This is a genomic window from Bifidobacterium simiiventris, assembly GCF_019331715.1.
In the GTDB taxonomy this organism is placed as follows: domain Bacteria; phylum Actinomycetota; class Actinomycetes; order Actinomycetales; family Bifidobacteriaceae; genus Bifidobacterium; species Bifidobacterium simiiventris.
Map to the genome: position 1 here is coordinate 467,966 of NZ_JAHBBG010000001.1, position 22,149 is coordinate 490,114.

19 protein-coding genes are annotated in these 22,149 nt (G+C 65.8%); 5 read left to right on the top strand and 14 right to left on the bottom strand.

The annotated features are described in order from the left end of the window. Both KIH76_RS01925 and phnX read left to right on the top strand, forming a co-directional pair. Nucleotides 1-1,209: a 2-aminoethylphosphonate--pyruvate transaminase gene (locus tag KIH76_RS01925; RefSeq protein ID WP_219069007.1), complete on the top strand. Its 1,209-nt coding sequence runs from the start codon at nt 1-3 to the stop codon at nt 1,207-1,209. A gap of 211 nt (nt 1,210-1,420) precedes the next feature. Next, complete coding sequence (phnX, locus tag KIH76_RS01930; protein WP_219069009.1) at nt 1,421-2,203, top strand: phosphonoacetaldehyde hydrolase; 783 nt, start codon at nt 1,421-1,423, stop codon at nt 2,201-2,203. Nucleotides 2,204-2,428: 225 nt separating this feature from the next. Here the strand turns inward: phnX and KIH76_RS01935 are convergent, their stop codons facing one another. The 4 genes from KIH76_RS01935 to pdxS form a co-directional block, all read right to left on the bottom strand. Further along, nucleotides 2,429-3,418, bottom strand: coding sequence for an isoaspartyl peptidase/L-asparaginase family protein (locus tag KIH76_RS01935; RefSeq protein ID WP_219069011.1), 990 nt, complete (start codon nt 3,416-3,418; stop codon nt 2,429-2,431). A gap of 41 nt (nt 3,419-3,459) precedes the next feature. Continuing rightward, nucleotides 3,460-5,124 (bottom strand): aminotransferase-like domain-containing protein, encoded by a 1,665-nt coding sequence (locus tag KIH76_RS01940; protein WP_219069013.1) that lies wholly within the window; start codon nt 5,122-5,124, stop codon nt 3,460-3,462. A gap of 128 nt (nt 5,125-5,252) precedes the next feature. Then, the gene (gene pdxT / locus KIH76_RS01945) at nt 5,253-5,891 is read right to left on the bottom strand and encodes a pyridoxal 5'-phosphate synthase glutaminase subunit PdxT (protein ID WP_219069015.1); all 639 of its coding nucleotides are present in this window, start codon (nt 5,889-5,891) and stop codon (nt 5,253-5,255) included. A gap of 39 nt (nt 5,892-5,930) precedes the next feature. Beyond that, on the bottom strand, nt 5,931-6,806 hold the full coding sequence (gene pdxS, locus KIH76_RS01950; protein ID WP_219069017.1) for a pyridoxal 5'-phosphate synthase lyase subunit PdxS: 876 nt from the start codon (nt 6,804-6,806) through the stop codon (nt 5,931-5,933). A 282-nt stretch (nt 6,807-7,088) separates the two neighbouring features. On the opposite strand from pdxS, the gene KIH76_RS01955 reads away from it, so the two are divergent. After that, nucleotides 7,089-8,393, top strand: coding sequence for an MFS transporter (locus tag KIH76_RS01955; protein WP_219069019.1), 1,305 nt, complete (start codon nt 7,089-7,091; stop codon nt 8,391-8,393). 16 nt (nt 8,394-8,409) lie between these two features. Here the strand turns inward: KIH76_RS01955 and KIH76_RS01960 are convergent, their stop codons facing one another. From KIH76_RS01960 to KIH76_RS01985, 6 genes are all read right to left on the bottom strand, one after another. Then, entirely contained in the window at nt 8,410-8,634 is a 225-nt protein-coding gene (locus tag KIH76_RS01960) for a helix-turn-helix domain-containing protein (protein ID WP_219069021.1), read from the bottom strand. Between the two features lie 58 nt (nt 8,635-8,692). Continuing rightward, nucleotides 8,693-9,373, bottom strand: a complete 681-nt coding sequence (locus KIH76_RS01965) for a hypothetical protein (protein ID WP_219069023.1) — start codon at nt 9,371-9,373, stop codon at nt 8,693-8,695. Between the two features lie 88 nt (nt 9,374-9,461). Continuing rightward, nucleotides 9,462-11,771: an LTA synthase family protein gene (locus KIH76_RS01970; protein WP_236036743.1), complete on the bottom strand. Its 2,310-nt coding sequence runs from the start codon at nt 11,769-11,771 to the stop codon at nt 9,462-9,464. Nucleotides 11,772-11,877: 106 nt separating this feature from the next. After that, nucleotides 11,878-14,031 (bottom strand): DNA primase, encoded by a 2,154-nt coding sequence (gene dnaG / locus KIH76_RS01975; protein ID WP_219069025.1) that lies wholly within the window; start codon nt 14,029-14,031, stop codon nt 11,878-11,880. A gap of 193 nt (nt 14,032-14,224) precedes the next feature. Next, nucleotides 14,225-15,502: a deoxyguanosinetriphosphate triphosphohydrolase gene (locus KIH76_RS01980; protein WP_236036744.1), complete on the bottom strand. Its 1,278-nt coding sequence runs from the start codon at nt 15,500-15,502 to the stop codon at nt 14,225-14,227. Nucleotides 15,503-15,574: 72 nt separating this feature from the next. Then, nucleotides 15,575-16,528: a nucleoside hydrolase gene (locus KIH76_RS01985; protein ID WP_214374229.1), complete on the bottom strand. Its 954-nt coding sequence runs from the start codon at nt 16,526-16,528 to the stop codon at nt 15,575-15,577. 417 nt (nt 16,529-16,945) lie between these two features. Here KIH76_RS01985 and KIH76_RS01990 point away from each other — a divergent pair, with 417 nt between their 5' ends. Further along, complete coding sequence (locus KIH76_RS01990) at nt 16,946-17,380, top strand: hypothetical protein (protein ID WP_219069029.1); 435 nt, start codon at nt 16,946-16,948, stop codon at nt 17,378-17,380. A 180-nt stretch (nt 17,381-17,560) separates the two neighbouring features. Next, nucleotides 17,561-18,463 (top strand): acyl-CoA thioesterase, encoded by a 903-nt coding sequence (locus tag KIH76_RS01995; RefSeq protein ID WP_214374227.1) that lies wholly within the window; start codon nt 17,561-17,563, stop codon nt 18,461-18,463. Between the two features lie 6 nt (nt 18,464-18,469). Here KIH76_RS01995 and KIH76_RS02000 read toward each other — a convergent pair whose 3' ends face one another. The 4 genes from KIH76_RS02000 to folE are packed head-to-tail and all read right to left on the bottom strand — an operon-like array spanning nt 18,470 to nt 22,087. Beyond that, nucleotides 18,470-19,012 carry a DUF3180 domain-containing protein gene (locus KIH76_RS02000; protein WP_214374226.1) on the bottom strand — a complete coding sequence of 181 codons (543 nt, stop codon included), beginning with the start codon at nt 19,010-19,012 and terminating at the stop codon, nt 18,470-18,472. Further along, the gene (folK, locus tag KIH76_RS02005; RefSeq protein ID WP_214374225.1) at nt 19,009-20,565 is read right to left on the bottom strand and encodes a 2-amino-4-hydroxy-6-hydroxymethyldihydropteridine diphosphokinase; all 1,557 of its coding nucleotides are present in this window, start codon (nt 20,563-20,565) and stop codon (nt 19,009-19,011) included. The genes KIH76_RS02000 and folK overlap by 4 nt, the downstream gene beginning before the upstream one ends. Nucleotides 20,566-20,612: 47 nt before the next feature. After that, nucleotides 20,613-21,494: a dihydropteroate synthase gene (gene folP / locus KIH76_RS02010; protein WP_214374224.1), complete on the bottom strand. Its 882-nt coding sequence runs from the start codon at nt 21,492-21,494 to the stop codon at nt 20,613-20,615. A gap of 26 nt (nt 21,495-21,520) precedes the next feature. Further along, a complete protein-coding gene (gene folE / locus KIH76_RS02015; RefSeq protein WP_214374223.1) occupies nt 21,521-22,087 on the bottom strand; it encodes a GTP cyclohydrolase I FolE in 567 nt (188 codons plus the stop codon). Between the last annotated feature and the right edge of the window lie 62 nt (nt 22,088-22,149).

Sequence of the window (22,149 nt, forward strand, 5' to 3'; positions counted from 1 at the left end):
ATGGCAAACGAATACAAGCTCCTCACTCCCGGCCCGCTGACGACCACGCGCACCGTCAAGGAGGAGATGCTCTTCGACCACTGCACGTGGGACGAGGACTATCAGCAGATCACGCAGAAGATCCGCCGCCAGCTGCTCGAGCTCGCGCACTGCGACCCGTCCGAGTACACCGCCGTGCTCATGCAGGGCTCCGGCACGTTCGGCGTGGAAAGCGTGCTGACCTCCGTGATCGGCAAGGACGAGAAGGTGCTGCTGTGCACGAACGGCGCGTACGGTGACCGTCAGGTGAAGATCTGCGAGCACGCCGGCATCAACTACGTCCAGTACGCGGAACCGTACGATCGCATCCCGGACGCGGCGAAGGTCGACGAATACCTGCGCAACGATCCGACGATCACGCACGTGTCCATGATCCACTCCGAGACCACCTCCGGCCTGCTCAACGACATCGCCGCGGTGGCGACCGTCGCCAAGGCGCATGGCTGCACGTTCATGGTCGACGCGATGAGCTCGTTCGGCGGCGTGGACATCCCGGTCGCCGGCTGGGGCATCGACTTCCTCGTCTCCTCGGCGAACAAGTGCATCCAGGGCGTGCCGGGCTTCAGCTTCATCATCTGCAACAAGGCGAAGCTCGAGGCGTCCAAGGGCAAGGCGCGTTCGCTCTCGCTCGACCTGTGGGACCAGTGGAACACGCTCGAGAAGGCGAACGGCAAGTGGCGTTACACCTCGCCGACCCACGTGGTGCTCGCGTTCTCCAAGGCCCTCGACGAGATGTTCGCCGAAGGAGGCATCCCCGTGCGCTCCGCCCGCTACGCGCTCAACAACCACCTGCTCATCGCGCGCATGAAGGCGCTCGGCTTCCGCGTGTTCCTGACCGAGCACCAGGGTCCGATCATCACCACGTTCCTGTACCCGGACGGCACGAAGTTCGACTTCCACGACATGTACGAGTTCATCAAGGAGCGCGGCTACGCGATCTACCCGGGCAAGCTCACCACCGAGGAGACGTTCCGTCTGGGCAACATCGGCGAGATCTACGCCGACGACATCGAGAAGGTGACCGAGCTGCTGGCGCTGTACATGGGCGAGCGCGGGCTGCTCGAGGCGGCCACCGGCTCGGATTCCGTGCCGGCCGCGATCGCCGCGATGGACGCCGCGGGCGAGCCGATCAAGGCCGCTGCCCCGGCCGGCGTGAAGCTCACCGCCTGAGACGAAGATACCGTTCAACCGCATCGGGTGTGACGGGGCGGCGGAGCGGTATGCGTTGCCCGATACGCTCCGAAGCCGCTCGGCTTCGCGCAGGCATGTGCTCGCGCAGCTTAGCACATGCCTGCGCTGCTTATGATCTGGCAACGCATACCGCCCCGCCACACCTCGGGATTTCGAGTTATTTGCCATCTACTTCGTAAGGAACAGTATTATGACCAATCGTTTTGAGGCCGTGATTTTTGATTGGGCCGGCACCACCGTGGACTATGGGTGCTTCGCACCGGTACGCGCGTTTCAGGAGGCGTTCAAGGAGTTCGGCGTGACGCCGACCATGGAGGAGACGCGCAAGCCGATGGGCATGCTCAAGCACGACCACATCAACACGATGCTGCACATGGACCGCATCGCCCGCGCGTGGGAGGACGAGCACGGTTCGGCGCCGACCGACGCGGACGTGGATGCCGTGTACGCGCATTTCGAGCCGAAGCTGCTGAGCATTTTGCATGAGTTCGCCGACCCGAAGCCGGGCGTGGTGGACGCGGTCGCCGCCCTGCGTGAGGCCGGCATCAAGATCGGCTCGACCACCGGATATACCGACAAGATGATGGACATCGTCGTGCCGCAGGCTGCGGCGAACGGCTATGCGCCGGACTGCTGGTTCAGCCCGGATTCCACGAACGGGTTCGGCCGCCCCTACCCGTACATGGTGTTCCGCAACCTTGAACGGCTCGGCGTGACCGACGTGCGCCGCGCCGCCAAAGTGGGCGACACGCTCTCCGACATCCGCGAGGGCAAGAACGCCGGCGTGTTCACGATCGGCGTGACGGAAGGCAGCTCGCAGATGGCGTTGAGCCAGTCCGAGTTTGAGGCGCTCTCCCCCACTGATCAGGCCGCGGCCCGCGCCGCCGCGCGTGACGCGTTCGTCAAGGCCGGTGCCGACGCCGTCATCGACACGATGGCCGAACTGCCGACGCTGCTCGCTCAGCTCGCCTGAGCCTGCATATCTGTCATCTCGGGCCTCTTGATCGTCAAACCACCGCGCACCTGCCGGAAGTTTGACGATCGAGAGGCTGTTTTGTCTCCGCACAGAGGTCGGTTTGACGATCGAGAGGCCGGTTGAGACGGCCATACGATCGAGATGCGTCTGTATACGGCCGATACGGCGTACTCCAAGTCCGGGCAGTTCCCGATCCAACCGTTCGCAAGAGGCGGGCGCGTTTCACCCGTTGACGCGCTCTCCGGCGGCGCTACGGTAGCCGAAATTCATCATTTCGCTGTTGTAGGCCACCACGCCGCGGCCGGTCGCGGGCAGCACGATCATGCCGCCGTCGCCGTGATGCGCGGCGACCTCCTCGAGCGTGGCCACGGCCGCGTCATGCACGGATTCTCCGGCGAAGCGCACGCGGTCGGCCACCTGATGCGCCGCGACCGCCTTGATGAACGCCTCGCCGATGCCGGTGCACGAGACGGCCACGGTGCGCTGGTCGGCGAATGTGCCGCATCCGGGCAACGGGGAGTCGCCGACGCGGCCGTGCATCTGGTTCGTGATGCCGCCGGTGGAGGTGCCGGCGGCGATCCGCCCGGCCGCATCGCGCGCTACCGCTCCGATCGTGCCGTGCTTCTCGTCGCCGATCACGCCGCCCTGCGCCTCGGTGCCGCCGGCCTCGCCGGCCCGTTTCGCCCATGCGTCGCCGCCGGCCTGCGCCTCGGCCAGCGAGCGCCGCCGCGCTTCGGTGACGAAATACTCGTTCGGCCGCGTCTCCACGCCCCATGCGGCGATCTCCTCGTCGGTCGGGTCGGCGAACAATACGTGCTTGGTCTGGTTCTTGACGGCCTGCGCCGCGTCGATCGGGTTCTTCACCGTGCCAACGCCGGCGACCGCCCCGACTTCGCCGTCGCCGTCCATCAGGCATGCGTCCATGCGCGCCAGTCCGTCGCCGGTGAGCGCCGCGCCGCGTCCCGCGTTGAATTCGGGCGCGTCCTCCATCACGTGGATGGCGGCGACCACCGCGTCCTCGGCCGCGCCGCCCGCTTCCAGCACCGTGTATCCGGCGTCCAACGCGCGCCGCAGATCGGCCTGCACCTGCGCCGATCGTTCCGGCGTATGGTGTTTGCCCCGATCGCCCGCCCCGGCGTGGATGATCAACGTGATGCCGTTCTCGTTGCCCGCCGATTCGACGGTCGCCAACGCGGCGGAATGTTGTGTCATGATGTGCCTCCCGCAAATGCCGCCGACGGTTTCCCGTCGGCCTATCGGCTTCGATTATCGGCCATATCGCAGATCACGCGCACGCCGTGTTCGATATCGGATGCGTCGGGCCGTACGAAATTGAGCCGGATGTGTGTGTCGTCGGTTTCGTCCACGTCGAATACGCCGCCCGGCATGAACGTGACGCCGCGCGACCGGCAGTCGGCCAGCAGGTCCAGCGCGCGCACGCCGTCCGGCAGCGTGACCCACACGTAGTAGCCGCCTTCGGGCACGATCCAGCGCATGCCGCGCGGCGCATGCCGTTCCAGCGTGTGCACGGCCGTGTCCCTCCGCGCGCGGTACGCCGCGGTCAGGTCTCGCACATGCGCGGCGATCCGACCTTCCCGCAGCAGTTCCAGGCAGATGCGCTGCGACGACGTGCTCGTATGCTGGTCGACCATGCGCCGCAGTGCGGCCAGTCGCGCGATCACATGCGGATCGGCCACCACCCATCCAGTGCGCAGCCCCGAAGTCACGGTTTTCGAGAACGTCGACAGGTACATCACGTAGCCCGCGTTCTCCATGCCCGTAAGCGGCACGGGCCGATCGTCCGGGCTCCCGTACCACAGTTCCCCGTACGCGTCGTCCTCGATGATCAGGCACTGGTATCGCCGCGCCACGTCGACGAGTTCGCGCCGCCGTGCAGTCGGCAATGTGGTGCCAGTCGGGTTCTGGAATGTGGGCACGGTGTAGATGAGTTTGGGATGGAAGCGCGCGCAGTAGCCGTCGAGCAGGTCGGTGCGCATGCCGTGTTCGTCCATCGGCACGCCGACGATGCGCGCGTCGGCCGAGCGGAACGCCTGCAGCGCGGGGAAGAACGTGGATTGTTCGACGAGCACGCGGTCTCCTGGGTTGACGAACGCACGCACGATCAGGTCGATGCCCTGTTCGGAGCCGGAGAGCACCATCACGTTGTGCGCGTTGCAGTGCACGCCGCGGGTGCGCATGTGGTCGGCGAGCAGGCCGCGCAGTTCGCCGAAGCCTTCGATCGGCGATTCGGGCTGGCCGTCGAAGTCGTGCGAGGCGAACGCTTCGAGACTGACGGCACGCAGCAGGTCGTCGGGAATGTCGGCCGGGTTGGGCGAGCCGGTCGCGAAGTCGACGCTCGTGCCGTTCGCGCCGGAGCCGCCGCGTTGCGCACGTTCCGCTTCGGCGATGTCGTGGTAGGTGAACCGGTTGGAGTAGTCGCTGAACAGCACCGACCACGGCGGGCGGATGACGGTCGGTTCGGGATTGGCCGCGACGCGCTGCGTGTCGCGGATGGTGACGACCTGCGAGCGGGGACGGCCCGGGGTGCCGGATGCCACGGGCGATGCCGGCGACGGAGCGAAGGACCATGCGTCGGACGAAGTCTCTGGCGCGTCTGACGAGAATGAGGATGACGTCGATGCCCCCGATGGAGCCGGTACCGGCGTAGACGCCGACGCCGCCACGGGCAGCACGAACGTGCCCTTGCCGACCCTGGACGCGATCAGTCCTTCGTCCTTGAGCTGCTGGTACGCCTGCAGGATGGTGGCGCGGTTGACCGACATCCGCGCGGCGAGCTCGCGTTCTGGCGGAAGCCGGTAGCCTTCGGCGAGCGCGCCGGAGACGATCTGCTCGCGCAGTTCGCCGGCCAGTTGCCGGTACATCGGCACGGTGCTGTGCCGGTCGAGTCGCAGCTGCATGCGTTCACCCCCCTGTTCGTCGTCATGCGACGCCGTCTCCCGTCACCCTACCTCTTCGTGGCGGTTTTCGCTCGGCGACTGACCCGTCATCGAACTAAAACCGCCGCGAAGGACGGGGCCGGCGACGGCTACAGCGAGAGGAACAGTTCGTGCAGCCGCGTGTCGTCGGTGAGTTCGGGGTGGAACGCGGTGGCGAGGATGTTGCCCTGCCGCAGCGCGACCGGATGTTCGTCGACACTGGTCTTGACGACGGCCTGCGATCCGACCGAAACGACGTAGGGCCCGCGGATGAACACGAGTGGCAGATCGGGCAGATAGTCCGGTTCGCCCGGCCGGCCGAAGTCGGCGGTGGCGGCGAACGAGCCAAGCTGCCGGCCGTACGCGTTGCGGCGGACGGTCGCGTCGAGCGCGCCGAAGTACACGTTCGGATCGTTGTCGAGACGATTCGCGAGCAGGATCATGCCGGCGCAAGTGCCGAACACGGGTTTGCCGGCGGCGATGTGCCGTGCGATCGGCTCGAACAGGCCGGTCGAATGCAACAGCTTGCCCTGGGTGGTGGATTCGCCGCCGGGCAGGATGACGCGGTCGATTGACGCGTCGAAGTCGCTGGCGGCGCGCAGCAGTTTCCACGGTGCGCCGAGTTTGTCGAGCACGGCCGCGTGTTCCGCGAACGCGCCCTGCACGGCGAGGATGCCGGTCACGCCGTGCTTCGCGGTTTCGGCGTCGGCGGATTCCTCTTTGGAGATGTATTGGACGGCTACGACCATGAACGAACCTCCGATCGGGTCAATGCAACGGACGCGGGGTCACTCGCCGCGGGCGGCCATGATGGTCTGGATCTCGTCCTCGTTGATGCCGACCATCGCCTCGCCGAGGTTTTCGGACAGTTTGGCGAGCAGATCGGCGTCCTGCCAGTTCGCGGTGGCCTGCACGATGGCGGCGGCTCGCTTGGCCGGGTCGCCGGACTTGAAGATGCCGGAGCCGACGAATACGCCTTCGGCGCCGAGTTCCATCATGAGCGCCGCGTCGGCCGGGGTGGCGACGCCGCCGGCCGCGAAGTTGACGACGGGCAGACGGCCGTTGTCGTGCACGTACTTGGCGAGGTCGTACGGCACGGCGAGCTGCTTGGCGGCCTCGTATACCTCGTCGTCGCGCAGCGAGACCAGTTCGTGGATCTGCTTGGTCATGGTGCGCATGTGGCGCACAGCCTGGATGACGTCGCCGGTGCCGGGCTCACCCTTGGTGCGGATCATGGCCGCGCCTTCGGCGATGCGGCGCAGCGCCTCGCCGAGGTTCTTCGCGCCGCATACGAACGGCACGTCGAACTGGTTCTTGTCGATGTGGTACACGTCGTCGGCCGGCGAGAGGACTTCGGATTCGTCGATGTAGTCGATGTCGATGGCCTGCAGGATGCGCGCTTCGGCGATGTGGCCGATGCGTACCTTGGCCATGACCGGGATGGACACGGCGGCCTGGATGCCCTTGATCATGGCCGGGTCGGACATGCGCGAGACGCCGCCGGCGGCGCGGATGTCGGCCGGGATGCGTTCGAGCGCCATGACGGCGCACGCGCCGGCGTCCTGCGCGATCTTGGCCTGTTCGGGCGTGGTCACGTCCATGATGACGCCGCCCTTGAGCATTTGGGCGAGGTTGCGGTTGAGTTCGGCGCGGTTCTGCGTCATGGTGTCCCCCTGTGGTCGGCCGGTCGCAAACGGCCGGAACGTGTTCGTGTATGTGCGATTGGCAACGCGACCATTATCAGATGCGCACATTGCCCGCATATGGACCAGTCCAATTCGGATCAGACCAATCCGATGGCTGTGCACCCGACCAATCCGATCGGGCCGCGCAGCCCTGCCCGGCATCACGGCGCACAAGAATTCACCTTCGCTTCACCGCAACACACCGCCCGGTCAACGGCGGCGACGATTCACGCGTCTACTACTGGAATCATGAAGATCAGGATGACATCTCCCCGCCTGAACCTCTCCCAAACGTTCTCCATCGGCTTCGGCATGCTCGCCATCGCCGCCGCATGGGCCATGTACAACGCGTTCGTCCCGATCAAGCTCAAGGAACTCGCCATTCCCACCGCCATCGTCGGCGTCATCATGGGCATCGATAACCTGTGCGGGTTCACCATCCAGCCGTTGTGCGGCATCCTGTCCGACAAGGTGCGCACCCGTTGGGGCCGGCGCATCCCGTTCGCCCTGTTCGCCATCCCCGCCGCGGCCGTATGCCTGATGCTCATCGCCGCCGCGTCGAACGCCCCGCTGACGATCGTCGCGGTCGTCGCCTACGCGGTGCTCATGTCGACCTGCCGTGCGCCGATCGTCGCGCTCATGCCCGACGTGACCGCGCCCGGCCAGCGCAGCACGGCGAACGGCATCATCAACTTCATGGGGTCGATCGGCAACGTGCTCGCGCTCGGCGGCGGCAGTCTCCTGTACCGGCGTTACGGCATGTCCGTCACGTTCGTCGCGGGCGCGTTCATCATGGTCGGCGCCGTGGCCGCGCTGACATGCCTGGTGCGCGAGCCGGCCGAGTACCGCACGAAGCCGCATGAGCCGGCACGGCTGCCGTTCGTCGGCTGGAGGGAGTTCCTTGACGCGGCGGTTCCGCAACTCGATCTTGACGCGGACGCCCACCGCAGGTTCCGCACGATCCTGCTGGTCTTGTTCCTGTACACGATGGGGTCGAGCGCGATCGAAACGTATTTCACGCTGTATGCGACGCATGATCTGGGCATGGATGCGGGTGCGGCGAGCGGCGGATTGGTCTGGTTCGCGGTCAGCGGCATCCTGTTCGCGATTCCGGCCGGTTGGCTGGGCACGCGGTTCGGCCGGCGTGCGACGATGAGCGCCGGCCTGGTATTGGCGACGGTGATGCTGGCGCCGATGCCATGGGTCGGCCGTGCCGAACTGCTGCCGTGGCTGGCGTTCGCGTTCGGGATCCTGTGGATGATGGTGCTGGTCAACGCGTTGCCGTGGGCGACCGAACTGGGCGGCACCGAGCATAGCGGCACGATGACCGCGTACTACTATCTCGCCACGTCGTCCGGCGCGGCGATCAGTCCAACGCTGTTCGGCCTGGTGCAGCAGGCGACCGGCTCATACCGGTGGATGTTCCTGTATGCGATCGCCGGATTCGCGGCGGCGCTGGCCCTGATGCCGTTCGCCGGCGAGACGGGCGGCACAGTGATCCTGTCGTCCGCACGATCCGCCGACTGGTCACGCGATGGCGAATCTCCCGCTTATGCCGTCGCGTGATTGATGCCCATCGCCGTCACGCCTCGTCGCCATCCGGCTCGTATGCAAGGATGTCGCCGGGCTGACAGTCGAGGGCTTCGCAGATCGCGGCGAGCGTGCTGAACCGGATGGCCGAGACGCGGTTGTTCTTGATCTTCGACAGGTTCACGTTCGTGATGCCCACCTGATCGGCCAGCCAGTTCAGCGAACGCCCACGCTCGACCATCATCCGGTCGAGCCGAAGCACGATCCGCCCGCTCATCGTCCACCTCCGTCCGCCGCAGTCACCGCGATCACCGCGATCAAATCCGCCGTGACGATCACAGCAGACCGTCCACGTCGTTTTGCAGCGCGGCGCCGTAGCCGAACACCCGCGCGAACATGAACGAGAGGACGCCGAGCATGATGAGGACGGCCGTGGATGCGCCGCCGGTCACGGACACCGCGCAGCCGAGCAGCGCGCAGATGCCGGAGACGACGAGTGCGGAGACGGGCGCTGCGATGAGGTACCAGCCGACGCGGTCGAGCCGTTCGATCGGCACGGTGCGGAACGGCGATGGCGTGCCGGAGTCGGTATCGGCGTAACGCGCGCGCTCGCGCAGCCAGTCGCGCAGGTTCGCCAGCAACGCGGCGAGTTCGCCGAACACGAGCGCAAGCAGCACGAGGATGGCCGTGCGTTCGAAGCTGACGAGCACGACGGCCGGCGCGTTGATCGTGTCGTTTGTCCAGTCGACGAGTCGGATGTCGCTGTCGAGGAAATGCCCGGTGATGGTCGCGGTGCCTATGCCGGCGTCCATCGACACGGCGTAGTCCGATGTGGCGTCGGGCGTGAACGAGCGTCCGTCGGCCAGGAACAGGACGGTGATGACGAGCTGGATGAGCGCGAAGAACGCGAGGACGACCGCCGCGATGCGCGCGATGATGATCGCCGCGCCGCCGGCACGGTCGAGCAGCATGTCCGGCTTGGATTGCCGGGTCGCGGATGCGGATTGCGTGACCATGATGACCTCCTTGTCATCGATAGTGATGCTTACGCTTCCAGTATACGCCAAATTTATCGTTTGTCGTTAATTTTTTAATGCGCAACGACTATTTTTCCGGTACGTCCATGAATCCCAGCGACTTGAGGTAGCCGTTGCCGGCGGTGATGTCGTACTGGATGAGCCGGTAGTCGTCGAGCAGCCGTTTGGTCGCGGCCGACGCGCGGCTCACGTCGATCTGCTTGCCGCTGCCGTCGAGGTAGAGCGGCGTTCCTTCCGGAATGCGCGTCCAGCCCTGTGTCACGTTGACCACGGGCGGTTCCATCGCGGGCACGGCACGGTGCATGGCCGTCAGGAACGCGAGGTACGGCGAGACGCGCGCGTTCAGGTGCGTGGCGGTCTGTGCCATGAGGTAGTTCGGCGACGTGTATGCGTTCTCGGCGGCGTTCGGACCGTCGCCGCCCGCATGATTGCCGCTCTTCGCGCCCACGGTCTCCGACTTGCCTGTCGCCTTGCGTGCGGCCTGGTTCGACCAGATGAAATAGTCTGTCTCGTGCAGCGGGATCGAATTGCGGTCGTCGGCGCTGGCGTGCTTATAAATGCTCGGCAGGTGGTCGCCGTAGAAGATCACGGTGACCGGCTTGTTCATCGCGTCGAGCTTGGCGAGGAACTCCTTGGTGTATTGGTCGGTGTAGCTCATGCCCTTGGCGTACGTGTCGATGTGCGTGCGTTCGTCGGCTGACAGCGGCGTGCCGGTGGTGGAGCTGGCCTTGAACTGGTTGTGGTCGTACCAGTTCTCGTAGCCCATGTGGTTCTGCATGGTGACCAGTTGGATGAACTGGCTGCCGGACGTGCTGTTCGCCGCGTCCTTGATGAGGTTCAGCACGCTGTCGTACGACGTTTCGTCGCTGATGTAGTGCGACCGGTCGAGTCGTTTCGCGTGGCCTGCGATGAGCGGATCGTTCTGCGAGTAGAAGTTCGCGAATCCGAACTTGCGGTAGTTCGTGGTGCGCGAGTACAGCGCGGGGTTGTACGGGTGGACGGCCTGGCTGGTGTCGCCGGCCGCGTTCCAGATCTGGTTGAACGACGGCGACCAGCTCATCTGCGGCACGAGCTGCTGGTAGGGGCTGGACAGCGACGCGTCGAAGTTGGTCATGCTCAGTCCGGTGAGCGCTTGGAACTCGAGGTTCGCGGTGCCGCCGCCGTAGCCGGACGAGAGCATCAGGCCGGATGTGGTGGTCTTTTTGAGTTCGCGGATGTATGGCATCGGGTCCTCATTGAGCGAGATGCCGGGCACTCGGGTCGGGTCGGAGAACGATTCGGACAGGATCATGACGACCGTGCCGTCGGTGAGGTTCGTGGTGCGCGTGCGGTTGATCGCGACGGCCTGCGACGAGTAGCGTTGCGCGAGCTTGCGCATGGTGGCCTCGCTGTAGCCGGCCGGCTGGTCCATGACCTTGGGACGGGTCAGACGCAGGAAGCCGACCGCGACGCCGTTCGACTGCGCGTCCTCGATGGAATCCCACAGTTTCGCCTTGTCGCCGAAGCCGGCGGCGAACGAGTTCGCCCATGAGCCGGTGGTGCCCAGGTCGGCGGCGAACGCGACGAGCATCGCGGTGCAGATCACGGCGGCGAGTCCGCGGCGGATGCGTCCGATGAACCGGCGCGGGGTGGCGATCAGCGAGCCGCGCCCGTCGAAAACGCGCGCGACGACGCAGACGGCGATCAGGATCGCGACCGTGACCGTCATCTGGATGATCGCCTCGAACGATCCGGCCGGCGTGTTGGTGACGGTGTCGCCCATGCCGCCCGCTCCGCCGCTGGCCATGAGCGTGATGTCGGTGGGCCGGATCGTTTCGGAACGGACGAGCACCTTCATACGTTCGAGCACGGCGATGACGCCGACCGCCGTGACGAACAGCCCGCTGGCGATCCAGAACCGGTTGACGGTGAGCACGAGCACCGCGTAGATCACGCCGATCACGAGCAGGTTGAGCAGGAATTGGAACTGGCCGGGTTGCGACGCGCGCCCGTCCGCGCCGATGCCGAACATCTTGATGAAGAACATCCACGGCGTGGTGCGGCCGCGCGCGACCATCACGCTCCATTGCAGCATGGACACCGCGGCGACCGAAAACAGCACGAACGCGATCGCATACGTCCACCACGGGAACGGACGACGCATGCGTTTCTCTGCCGTGGCGCCGCGTTCGCCGCGCAGATGCAGACGACGCGCGGACACCAGCCGTCTGCGCAGCCGTTCCCGGGCTCCGTCGAGCGGGCGGCGGACCGGATGCGGCACCGGTATGGCGCCCGGCACCTCCCACGGTTCGGGGATGGCCGCCGCGGATTCCATCGCCGCCATCATCTGCGGGCCCGAGGCCATTTCGATTCTGCCGTCATCACGCCACTGCTTCATGCTTTCAGCCTATGGCCGTGGAACGTCGCGCACCATGCCGGTCGCCAAGATGTCACCGCAGCGTAGGCAAAGTTCACCTGCAGGTCACGCATCGCGCACGACACCGTCAGGCGACGTTATTGCCGAAGATCTGGGCGGCAAGGTCCTTGCGAGCGGCTTCCATCTGGGTGATCTGGCCGAGGATGGCGATCTTCTGCTCGCCGTCCGGCAAGGCGGACATCTGGCGTTTGGCCGCGCCGATGCGTCGCATGAACCCCATGTCGAGCAGTTTCGCGGTCAGTTCGGCCGCGTACTGCTGTTCGGCGGGTGTGGCCGGGCGCAGTTGCGCGGCGGCGCCGTTCGCCGGTGCCGCCGTGGGGGCGCCCGCGTCGCCGGCCTTGAGATCGTTCTCGTTGGGTGGCAACGGCAGCGGCATCACCGCCAGTTCGTTGACCACCGGTTCAAGCAATGGTCCTCCGGCCTTGGCGAGATTGTGCAGCCATAGGCCCTGCGGCATGTCGGCGCTCGGCAGTCCGCCGGCCGCGGCGATCGCCTGGAACAGGGAGCGGAACACCGGCGTCATGAAGTTCGACAGCGTGAGCGAGGCGAACATGGTCGGATCGATCGCGCGCGGCACCTGGATGAGCGTGGCCATGAACTGCTGTTCGCAGATGAACACCGCATCGTCGACATGATAGTAGGTCTGTTCGTTCGCGTCGCGCCTCTCCAGCGACCGTCGTGCGGCCGGGTTCGCATACGGGTTCTGCCCGGGCGTCGCGCGTCCGGCGAAACCGGCGCCCGGCATGCCCGGCTCGCCGCCGAATTCGCCGCTCTCCCCCGGCATGCCGCCGCCGAACGCACCGCCGCGGCGTTTGGCCGCGTACGCGTCCTCGTCGCGCGTGTGCAGCCGGCGCACCGCGTCTCGCACCTCGCGCTGCATGATGTCCAGGTCGATGCCGATGCGCCGGGTCGCCTTGCGCGCGTACACGTCGCGTTGGGAACGGTCGCGGATCTGCGCGATCAGCGGGGCCGCGGCCTTCACCGCGCCTAGCTGGCCCATCGCGTACGACGTGTCGAACCGGTCGACCACCGCGTCGATCACGAAGTCGTACAACGGTTTCGCATGGTCGATCAGCGAGCGCACCGCCTCGTTGCCGCGTTCGATCCTCAGGTCGCACGGGTCGAGGTTGTCGTCGGCCACGGCCACGAACGTCTGCGAGAGGAACGCCGCGTCGAGTCCGAACGCGTGCAGCGCGGCCTTCTGGCCGGCCGCATCGCCGTCGAACGTGAACACGATGCGCGAGCTGAGCGACTGTCCGTTGACCTTGAGCGGGCCGACCAGTTGCACCGCGCCGAGCGAGTCGTCGGCGATGAGACGGCGCACGATCTTCGCATGCTCCGCGCCGAACGCGGTGCCGCAGGTCGCCACGGCCGTGTCGATGCCGGCCAGGTGCATGGCCATGACGTCGGTGTACCCTTCGACGATCACGACCTGGCGTTTTTTGACGATCGCGGCCTTGGCGATGTCAATGCCGTACAGCACCTGCGTCTTGCGGTACAGGGCCGTGTCGGGCGTGTTGATGTATTTCGCGTTGACCGTGTCGTCCTCGTACAGTTTGCGCGCGCCGAAGCCGAGAGTGCGGCCGGTCGAATCGCGGATCGGCCAGGTGACGCGTCCGCGGAAGTAGTCGTAGATACCGCGCTGGCCCTGCCGGGCAAGACCGGCGTCGAGCATCTCCTGCTGGGTGAAGCCCTTGCCGGCCAGGTGGCGTACGAGATTGTCCCAGCCTTGCGGCGCGTAGCCGCAGCCGAAGCGTTCGCAATCGGCCTGGCTGAAGTTGCGGCCGCCGAGCAGCTTGCGGGCGGGCAGCGCCTCCTTGGTGAGGATTTGTGAGACGAAGAAGCGCTGCGCCTCCTCGTTCGCCTCGAGCAGGCGGGCGCGTTTGGATCCGGCAGGCTTGTCGGTCGACTGACCATTCTCGTAGTGCAGTTCGATGTGGTATTTGTCGGCGAGCAGTTCCACGGCCTCGCGGAAGTCGATGTTCTCCTGCTGCTCGACGAATTTGAACACGTCGCCGCCGAGCCCGCAGCCGAAGCAGTGCCATACGCCGAGCGCCGGGCGCACGTTGAAGCTCGGGGTCTTCTCGTCGTGGAACGGGCACAGTCCGACGAACGTGCCCGTGCCGGACGCCTTGAGCGTCACACTTGCGGATACGATGTCGTACAGGTCCGCGGCGGCGCGCACCTTTTCCACGTCTTCTTTCTTGATCATCCCGGCCATAACGTTCTAGGATACCGTCACGCTGGGAGCTGGCTTGTCGGCTCTGTTTTACGTTGAGGCCGGTGGGTATCGGCATACATGATGTTCGACACGCTCCGGGCCGCTCGGCCAAGTCATACGGTCGCACATCATGTATGCCGATACCCACCTCGTTCCAGCAAAACGTTACGTATGTCGTTTCGTAACAGCCGACTCAGCACAGAATCGAGTGGAGGGCGAGGGCGGAGTTGTCGGTGAGGGATGCGACCTGATCGACGGCGACACGCAGGCGTTCGTTGTCGTTGGTGGCTTCGTTCCAATCGTCGAGGAACACGCTTTCGAGCGCGTCCGAAGGCGCGGCGCCGTTCGCCATGAGCACGTCGATCAGGTCCTCGATGATCCTGCGCTCCTCCTGATGCATGGGTTGGCGTTCGTTCGGCGCCATGACGAAGTACACGGCGATGCCTTTGAGCGCGACGATCTCATAACCCGTCTCGTCGGGAATGACCACGTTCGCGCCATAGCGCACCAGCGGGCCATCGCCGTACGTGTCGCGGGTGGCCTGTTCGACCGACCACGAGAACCGGCCGATCAGATCGCTGGTGATGTTCTTGAGCCCCGCGAGCGAGGACCGGGAGCCGGTGAAATGGTCGGGGAACAGGTGCAACGCCTTGAGCCGGCACAGGGCGGCGAGCAGTTCGTCCGCATCCCACCGGCTGCCGTACCATTCGCGTGTCGCGGTCACGATGCCGTCCAATACACGCGGATCGACGAGCGAGACAGGGTCGAACGAGCCTGTGGCGATCGCGTCCTCCACGTCATGCACGCTGTAGGCGATGTCGTCGGCCAGGTCCATCACCTGGCATTCGATCGGCCTGGCGGCAACAGGCGCGTTGGCCTTGAGCCACCGGAACACCGGCTCGTCGTCCGGATAGACGCAGAATTTCTTGCTGCGCTCGCCTTTGGGATGCAGATCCGCTTCGGCGAGCGTCCACGGGTATTTGACGGCCGCATCGAGCGAGGCGCGGGTGAGGTTCACGCCCGCGGAACGCCCGTCGGGGTGGAAGACCTTCGGTTCGAGGCGGGTGAGCAGCCGTAGGGTCTGCGCGTTGCCTTCGAATCCCCCGATGCTCGCGGCGATGTCGGCCAGGGCGCGTTCGCCGTTGTGTCCGAACGGTGGATGGCCGAGGTCGTGGGCGAGGCATGCGCAGTCGACCACGTCGGGGTCGCAGCCGAGCAGTGTGCCGATCTGCCGGCCGATCTGGGCGACTTCGAGCGTGTGGGTGAGCCGGGTGCGGGCGAAGTCGTCGGTTCCGGCGATCAGGATCTGGCTTTTCGCGCCGAGCCTGCGCAACGCGGAGGAGTGGATGAGCCGCGCGCGGTCGCGTTCGAACGCGGTGCGCGAACGGGATTTAGGCGGTTCGGGAGCCCATCGTTCCTCGTCGAACGCGCCGTACGCCTCGCCGGCCGGTATCGTTTCGTGCTGCTGCATAGGCATCCCCTCCCTGCCGCCCAGCTTAGCAGCGGGCGACAGGATGTTCCCGGCGGGCGACGCCGGAGGCGGTCAGTGCTGTGCGGCGATGGCCGTAACACGGCCCATGAAGTCGTCGAGGAAGCGCGACACGTTGACCGCGATGGCGACCGACGTGGTCTTGAACGGGTCGTTGAGTCGGTCGTAGTCGCCGATCGTGCGGCCGCGCGTCGGCCCGTCCAGTTCGACTTTGAGGTTGATCGGCAGCGTGGCCACGAGCGTCGGGTCGAGCGCGGTGGCGACGGCGAGCGGATCGTGCAGTCCGCAGCCGCCGAGCCCAGGCGCGGTCTGTTCGTAGGCGCGGATGTAGTAGTCGGTCATGTCGGCGAGGAACCGGCCGGCCGGCGTGCCGAGCTCGCGCCATTGCGAGGTCTGCTTGCGGGTGAGCAGCGTCTGCATGGTCACGTCGAGGCCGATCATTTCGCTGCGTACGCCGGAACGGAACAGGTAGTCGGCCGCTTCCGGGTCCTGCGCGATGTTCGCCTCGGTCCATGCGTTTACGTTGCCGGGCACGGTGAGCGCGCCGCCCATGAGCACGATGCCGCCGAGCAGATTGCGGATTTCGGGGGCGCGTTGCAGCGCGGTCGCGATGTTGGTCAGCGATCCGGTGGGCACGTAGGTCAGTTCCTTGCCGTACGTTTTGGCCGCGTCGATGATGAAGTCGACGGCCGGTTCGGATTCGGGCTCGCGGTTCGAGTCGGGGATGTCGACCTCGCCGATGCCGTTCTTGCCGTGGATGAACGCCGATCCCGCGCTCACCGAGAATGTGTCGCGCGCGAGCGGATGGTCGACGCCGCGGTAGACGGGGACTTCCGGGTGCCCGAACAGGTCGGTGACGGCGAGCGCGTTGCGCACGCCCTGGTCGACGGTCACGTTGCCGAACGTGCCGGTGATGCCGACGAGTTCGGCTTCCCCGCTGCCGAGCGCGTAGGCGATGGCGAGCGTGTCGTCGATGCCGGTGTCGAGATCGAGAATGAGTTTCTTCATGTCCGGGCCTCCCTTACCTTATCTGGTGTGATGCTTCTTCCCAGCGTATCGCCGATCGACGGCCCGCGCCATACACGCGCCTGCACCCGCGACGGATTTCAGCCAGATGTCTCCCGCAGGTCAGCCGTCATTCACCACGGATTACGCGTCCGGCCATACCGGCCGGACGCCAATGGTCGACCGATACGGCAGCACGGGAAACAACGAATGGAATCATCACGGTAATTGCATGGAATATATGCCATGCAATACCCCCGTCATATCGCTCAGATATTATTGTGGATTTATCGCGGGATTTATCCGCATATTATCTGTTGTATTATGCGATTTCAACGTTAGGATACGATACAATATTGCGTGTTGATATAACGTGCAGTAATTGCGCAACATTATCCGTTCTATTAAAGGAGCATAATTATGGCATCCGCGCTGCAGGGATTCGAGGAAGTGCGTCTGGTTAAGCCCGCCGGCCAGACCGTGATGACGGTCACCGCCAACTCGGTGAAGTTCAACAAGTCCACCGCCATCGAGCTGGGCTACCCGGCGTACGTGAAGGTGCTGATCAACGACAAGACCCGTCAGATCGCCGTGACCCCGACCACCGCCAAGGCCGACAACTCGGTGAAGTTCAGCAAGCCGGAAGGCAAGCAGACCGCGTCCGTCAGCATCAAGGACGCCACGCTCGTGGCCGCCATCGGCAAGTACTTCGACCTCGCCGAGGCTCCGGAGGACGAAATCTCCTTCCAGTCGGTCGACGGCACCGTGTTCGCGAACGACAAGGCCGTGATCTTCGACGCCGACAAGGCGACCGCCGGCACCATGAAGCGCCGCGGCCGCAAGAAGGGCGAGTGAGCCGATAACCGACGCGAGCATACGGCATTGAACGGCCGGTGACGTTGATCCGTCACCGGCCGTTCATATTTTCCTTACGCGAGGCTTACGCTCGTTACAAAACTCCCTGCCGTTTTTTACCTGCGACCGATAGACTGCTTGCGTTGCATACGAATCGTCACATGGGGAGTTGGTACAGTCATGACGCAGACGACGTTGACGCCATTGGAACATCTGGTGAAGGTGCTGCGGCTCGGGGAACCGTCGCAATACCGGGGCCACACGTACATCAACGGGGAAAGCCTGTACTTCCCGACCGGCCGCGTGTACGGCGGCCAGGTCATCGCCCAGTCGCTGATCGCCGCCTCGAAGACCGTCGACCCCGACCGTCTGCCGCATTCGATCCACGGCTACTTCATCTCCGCCGGCGACATCCACCAGGACCTGCTGTTCGACGTGGAGACGCTGCGCGACGGCCGCTCGTTCTCGGCGCGCCGCATCAACGTCACGCAGTCACAGGGCCCGATCCTCACCGCGATCGCCAGCTTCCAGCAGACCGGCCAGACCGGCGTGGAGTTCTCCGACCCGATGCCCGACGACGTGCCCGACCCGGAAGGTCTGACCAGCGCGAAGGAACTGATGACCCCGTTCGCGCAGCGCTCGCCGTTCGCGAAGTTCTATGCGGAGAAGTCGCCGTTCGACATTCGCCACGTGACGCGCACGATCATGCTGGGGCCGGACAAGGAGAGCGCGCGTCAGGATTCCGGCACGCAGATGGTGTGGATGAAGGCGGACGGTGCGGTGGACGTGCCGCAGGTGATGCACCGCGCGATGCTGGCGCTGGGCTGCGACCAGCTCATGATGGAGCCGGTGCTGCGCCGCGCGGGGCTGAGCATCGCGACGCCGGGGATTTCGTACGCCTCGATCGACCATTCGATGTGGTGGTATCGCGACGTGGACATCAACCAGTGGCATCTGTACGTGCAGGACACGCCGACCGCCGCGCACGGCCGCGGATTGGGTTCTGCGAAGGTGTATTCGCGCGACGGCGAACTGGTCGCCGTGATCGCGCAGGAGGCCATGATCCGCGTCCCGCAGGCGTAGCCGGGGCTACGGCCTTGACTTGACGGCCGCCGGCGCAATGCCGCGCTGGCGGCGCGCAGCCTCCTTCATCTTGGCGCTTTCCGGGCCGTCCATCGGCGGCAGCTGGCACAGCCACTCCCCCACGATGCCGATCACCATGTCAGCCACGCACACGACGCACGCGATCGCGCATTCGAGGATTACCTGCGCATAATACTGCGCTTCGGCATGGTCGATGATCATGAGGATCTGGCCGCCGTACCATCCGGCGAGCGCCGCGCCGACCAGACCGAGCGATTTGGCCAACACCAGCGTGGATACGGCCTTCTGCGGGTCGAGCGGCTTCAACGCGGCACGTTTGCGCGGGTCGGTCGTCGCGTACTTGTGCACCTGCAACGCCATGATCAGCACGCTCACGCCGATCAGCAGCAACAGTGCGGAGATGAACCATGGCACGCCGATCAGCGCGAATCCGGTTGCCTCATCGTATTTGGCGAGCAGCGCGCCGCCGATCAGACCGCATACGATGGCGATGAGGTAGTACCACCACGGTGTCCGGTGTGCCTTCATAGCGTTCCTCCGATGATCCAATGGTCCGTCAGCAGCCCGACGCGGTCGGCGTCCGGCGCCATGGCAAGCAGGAACGAGACCGGTTCTCCGCCGAGGCGGGCGTCCGGATCCATGTCGAGCCACGGCGCGAGCACTGCCGCATGCCGGCTTGCGCTCGGCCACGGCACGCGGCAGTCCGGTTCGTTCAAGGTCACGCCATCTATATCGATCAGGTCGAGGTCGAGCAGACGGTGACGCGACGGTTCGTCGGGCGAAGTGTCTGTGTCCGCGCCCGCAACAGCGGACACGACGGACTGTTCGATGCCTTCGAGCACGCCGATCAGATCGCGTGCGCCGAGGTTCGTGGTCAATTGCACGACGGCGGCCATCGCGTCCGGCCCTTCGAAGTTGCTCACGTGGTAGAGCGGCGAGATGCCGTCGATCTGTGTGCCCGGCACGCCGTCGATCGCGACGATCACGGAGCGGAACAGGTGTTCAGCGTCGTGCGACGTGCTGTCCATCGATACGATCGCGGTGCGGAACACCGGCGCGTCCGGTTCGGTGGCGGCATCACATCGTCCGGCGATGCCGTCGTCGTGCCGCCCGAACACGCAAGCGGGCGCGGTCGCGTCCGACGGGCCCGGCTCGCAGTCACGGTCATCTCCGCCGGTCATCCAGTCGGCGGCGTCCTCGTACACGTCGTCGCGGTCGGGCGCCGCGGCGAGTAGCTCCGTGACCGTTCCCCCGTGCCGTCCGCCGAGCGTGGCCTTGGGGTCGAGCGCGTGCCATGGTGCGAGCACGAACGCCCGCTGCCATGCGCGCGGGTGCGGCAGGGTGAGGTTCGGGTCGTCACTGACGATATGTTCGTAGTCGATGATGTCGAGGTCGAGCGTACGCGACGACCAGTGTGCCTCGCGCGTGCGGCCGTGCGCCGCTTCGATCGACTGCAGTCCGGCCAGCAGATCGGCCGCCGGCAGCGTGGTGGCGACTTCGAGCACGGCGTTGAGGAAATCCGGTGTACCGTCGGCCATGCCCCATGCGGCGGTGCGGTACAGCGGGGAAACGCCGGTGACCTGCGTGCCTTCGAGGCCGTCGATGTCGGCGACGGCGGAGCGCAGCGTGGCCGCCACGTCGCCGATGTTGCCACCTATCGCGATGACCGCATGATGGACGGTCGCGGACTGCACGGGCTGCGAGGCGGATACGTCCGCGTCGTCGCGCGTGCGGCTGATGGAGACGGCCACGTCGGCGAACGGTACAGTGATCGGCGCGTTCGGCTTGTGCACAGTGATGTCGACGGACCGCACGAGCGGATGTTCAGTGAGGATCGCGTCGGCGATGCGGGCGGCGAGCCGTTCGATCAGATCGACGTGCTCGCCCTGGATGATGTCGACAATCCGTTCGGCGACCAAGCCGTAGTTGACGGTGTCGCCGAGATCGTCAGTGTGGCCGGCGCGTGTCAGGTCGACGTGCAGCACGGCGTCCACGACGAACGGCTGGGGCTGCTCGTGTTCGAAATCGAGCACGCCGTGCGTGCCCTCGGCCTGCACGCCGGTCAGACGAATCGTGTCCATCACCACGCTCCTTTATTCGTCAGTTATTCGTCAGTCGGTGCATTCGTTTACTTGGCCGCGCGCCACTGAAGGCCCACGGCGACGGCGGCGCGGCTGCGGCGCACGTCGTGCACGCGCACGGCCCACGCGCCGTGTTCGGCGCTCAGGGCCGAGATCGCGGCGGTCGCGTTGTCGCGGTCATCCATGTCCGGCTCGGCGAATCCGGCTTCGGCCAGCACTGCGGAGACGAACCGCTTGCGGGACGCGCCGATCAATACCGGATAGCCGGTGTCCTCGAACGCCTGCAGACCGGCGAGCAGCGGCAGATTGTGCTCGATGCCGGGCTTGGAGAAGCCCAGACCCGGGTCGATGACGATGCGTTCGGGCTTGACGCCGGCCTCGAGCACCGCGTCGACCTGACGCATCAGTTCGTCCTTGACGTCCTTCAGCACGCCGTGCTCGTAGTGCGAGGTGTCGGCGTCCGGCGTCGCGCCCTTCGCGCCGGCAAGCCAGCCGCGCCAATGCTGCACGATGTACAGACAGTCGTGGTCGGCGACGACGTGCGGCAGCTCCTTGTCGAGCGTGCCGCCGGAGACGTCGTTGATGATCTGCGCGCCGTCCTCGAGCGCGGCCGCGGCGACGAGCGCGCGGGTCGTGTCGATCGACAGGATCGCGTCGTGATGGCCGAGCTCGCCTCCGAGCAGCGCCTTAACCGCGCCGGTGACGCGGTTCAGCTCGTCGGCCTCGGACACGCGCTTGGCGCCGGGGCGTGTGGATTCCGCACCGATGTCGATGATGTCGGCGCCGTCGTCGAGCATCGCGAGCCCGTGCTCGCGAGCCTTGGCCGGGTCGAGCCACAGTCCGCCGTCCGAGAACGAGTCCTCGGTGATGTTGAGCACGCCCATCACGAGCGTGCGGTCGGTGTCATGCAGTGCCTGCAAATCAGTCATATATTCCCCTTCCACAACGATATGCATTAATGCTGCGCCATGATCAGGCTCATGGCTTCAGCGCGGGTGGCGGGATTGCGCATCACGCCGCGCACAGCCGAGGTCACGGTGCGCGAGGCGGGCTTGTTCACGCCGCGCATCGCCATGCACATGTGCTCGCATTCGGTCACGACGATCACGCCCTTGGCGTCCGCGTATTCCATCAGCGCGTCGGCCACCTGCTGGGTGATGCGCTCCTGTACCTGCGGACGGCGGGCGTACAGTTCCACGAGGCGGGCCAGCTTGCTCAGCCCCACGACCTGGCCGTTGGACGGGATGTAGCCCACGTGGGCCACGCCGTGGAACGGCAGCAGGTGGTGTTCGCACACCGAGAACAGTTCGATGTCGCGCACGAGCACCATCTCGTCGGTCTCGACCGGGAATCGCTTGGCGAGCACCTCCTGCGGCCCCTTGCCCAGTCCCGAGAAGATCTCCCGTCCCGCTCGCGCGATGCGGTCGGGGGTCTCGAGCAGCCCCTCGCGGTCCGGATCCTCGCCGATCGATTTCAGGAACAGGCGCACCGCCTGCTTCACGCCTTCCTCGTCATATGCCATACGTCTTCTCCTACTTCGTTCTCGGGTTCCCGGTCAGGATGCAGGGAACCTCACATACAAGT

Coding starts and splice junctions, on each gene's coding strand:
- KIH76_RS01925 (WP_219069007.1), top strand. CDS start 1: ATGGCAAACGAATACAAGCTCCTCACTCCCGGCCCGCTGACGACCACG.
- phnX (WP_219069009.1), top strand. CDS start 1,421: ATGACCAATCGTTTTGAGGCCGTGATTTTTGATTGGGCCGGCACCACC.
- KIH76_RS01935 (WP_219069011.1), bottom strand. CDS start 3,418: ATGACACAACATTCCGCCGCGTTGGCGACCGTCGAATCGGCGGGCAAC.
- KIH76_RS01940 (WP_219069013.1), bottom strand. CDS start 5,124: ATGCAGCTGCGACTCGACCGGCACAGCACCGTGCCGATGTACCGGCAA.
- pdxT (WP_219069015.1), bottom strand. CDS start 5,891: ATGGTCGTAGCCGTCCAATACATCTCCAAAGAGGAATCCGCCGACGCC.
- pdxS (WP_219069017.1), bottom strand. CDS start 6,806: ATGACGCAGAACCGCGCCGAACTCAACCGCAACCTCGCCCAAATGCTC.
- KIH76_RS01955 (WP_219069019.1), top strand. CDS start 7,089: ATGACATCTCCCCGCCTGAACCTCTCCCAAACGTTCTCCATCGGCTTC.
- KIH76_RS01960 (WP_219069021.1), bottom strand. CDS start 8,634: ATGAGCGGGCGGATCGTGCTTCGGCTCGACCGGATGATGGTCGAGCGT.
- KIH76_RS01965 (WP_219069023.1), bottom strand. CDS start 9,373: ATGGTCACGCAATCCGCATCCGCGACCCGGCAATCCAAGCCGGACATG.
- KIH76_RS01970 (WP_236036743.1), bottom strand. CDS start 11,771: ATGAAGCAGTGGCGTGATGACGGCAGAATCGAAATGGCCTCGGGCCCG.
- dnaG (WP_219069025.1), bottom strand. CDS start 14,031: ATGGCCGGGATGATCAAGAAAGAAGACGTGGAAAAGGTGCGCGCCGCC.
- KIH76_RS01980 (WP_236036744.1), bottom strand. CDS start 15,502: ATGCAGCAGCACGAAACGATACCGGCCGGCGAGGCGTACGGCGCGTTC.
- KIH76_RS01985 (WP_214374229.1), bottom strand. CDS start 16,528: ATGAAGAAACTCATTCTCGATCTCGACACCGGCATCGACGACACGCTC.
- KIH76_RS01990 (WP_219069029.1), top strand. CDS start 16,946: ATGGCATCCGCGCTGCAGGGATTCGAGGAAGTGCGTCTGGTTAAGCCC.
- KIH76_RS01995 (WP_214374227.1), top strand. CDS start 17,561: ATGACGCAGACGACGTTGACGCCATTGGAACATCTGGTGAAGGTGCTG.
- KIH76_RS02000 (WP_214374226.1), bottom strand. CDS start 19,012: ATGAAGGCACACCGGACACCGTGGTGGTACTACCTCATCGCCATCGTA.
- folK (WP_214374225.1), bottom strand. CDS start 20,565: ATGGACACGATTCGTCTGACCGGCGTGCAGGCCGAGGGCACGCACGGC.
- folP (WP_214374224.1), bottom strand. CDS start 21,494: ATGACTGATTTGCAGGCACTGCATGACACCGACCGCACGCTCGTGATG.
- folE (WP_214374223.1), bottom strand. CDS start 22,087: ATGGCATATGACGAGGAAGGCGTGAAGCAGGCGGTGCGCCTGTTCCTG.